1 protein-coding gene is annotated in these 1,236 nt (G+C 73.8%); it reads right to left on the bottom strand.

All coding sequences use genetic code 11. The annotated features are described in order from the left end of the window. The coding region (locus AOK24_RS41070; protein WP_240554372.1) for an RNA polymerase sigma factor at nt 1–1,135 on the bottom strand (1,135 nt) is incomplete at its 3' end. Nucleotides 1,136–1,236 lie beyond the last annotated feature (101 nt).

The raw sequence follows: 1,236 nt of genomic DNA, 5'->3' as shown, positions 1-1,236 counted from the left end.
GAGAGTGCGCGAAGTGCCGGCTGGCGGCGTTGCATTTCGGGTGGGTCGCCAGCGGGATCCCCGCGGTCGTGCCGATCCCGGTCATCGGGTGGTTAGGGGCCGCGGGGTACGCGAAGGGGGCCGCGCTCATCGCGGGTGGCGTGGGGGCGGGGGCCGCCGGTGTCGGCGGTGCCGCCGCCCCCACGCCACCCGCGATGAGCGCGGCCGCCTTCGCGTACCCCGCGGCCCCGAACCACCCGATGACCGCGATCGGCACGACCGCCGGGATCCCGCTGGCGACCTCCTCGATCTGCAACGCCGCCAGCCGGCACTTCGCGCACTCTTCGAGATGCTTGCGCAGCCCCCGCTCGGCCCGCGTCCGCAACCGCTTGCGCGCGTACGTCCCGAGCTGATCGGCGTACCGGCTGCACTCCTCGTCGGAGGTCAGCGTCGCGGAGACGTGGGCCTGGAGATACGCCTGCTTGAGCCCTTCGCGGGCCCGGGAGGCCAGCACCCGCGTCCCGTTCGCGTCGAGCCCGAACAGCGTCGCGACCTCGCTGGGCGACTCGTCCTCGACCTCGGTGTGCCACAGCACGGCCTGCCACCGCTCGGGCAGCGACCGGAACGCCTGCATGGCCATGGACTGCTCGGCCTCGTGCATGGCCCGTACGTCGGCGCCGAGTTCCAGCGTGTCGTCGTCCCCGACCTCGGAGGCCCGCCCGGCCGCCTGCGCCGCGAACACGGCGAAGTCGTCGACGAGCTGCTCCCGCTTCGCCGACTGGGTCCACTGCGCGGCGACCCGCCGCACGGACGTCAGCAGATAGGCGCGTACGGCGTACTCGGGCCCCGACCCGCCCCGCACCGCCTGGAGCATCCGCGCGAACACCTCGGCGGTGAGGTCGTCGGCGGTGTGCCCGTCCCGGCAGCAGGTGCGCGCATAGCGCCGTACGGCGTCGGCGTGCCGACGGTAGAGCTCCTCGTACGCCGTGTCGTCCCCGGCGCGCATGGAGGCGATGAGGTCGGCGTCGGCGGGAGGCAGCTCCCGCAGCGGCGGCAGCACGCTCTCGTCACGCCGTTCACGCTGCGGAGGAACCTGCGGCGCGTCGAGCTCACCGGTGTCGCCGCCCTGCGACTCGTCCCGCCCGTCAACGCTCATCGCGGAAAGCCCCCGCCGCCAGTCCGTCCAGTCCCGAACACCGGCTCAGAGTGCCACACACATTTCGCCCGACGCCCCCCACGAACGCCCCCTTCCACCCG

The sequence above is a fragment of the Streptomyces niveiscabiei genome (assembly GCF_001419795.1).
Classification (GTDB): Bacteria; Actinomycetota; Actinomycetes; order Streptomycetales; family Streptomycetaceae; genus Streptomyces; species Streptomyces niveiscabiei.
This window is presented reverse-complemented; position numbering and strand designations above follow the sequence as displayed.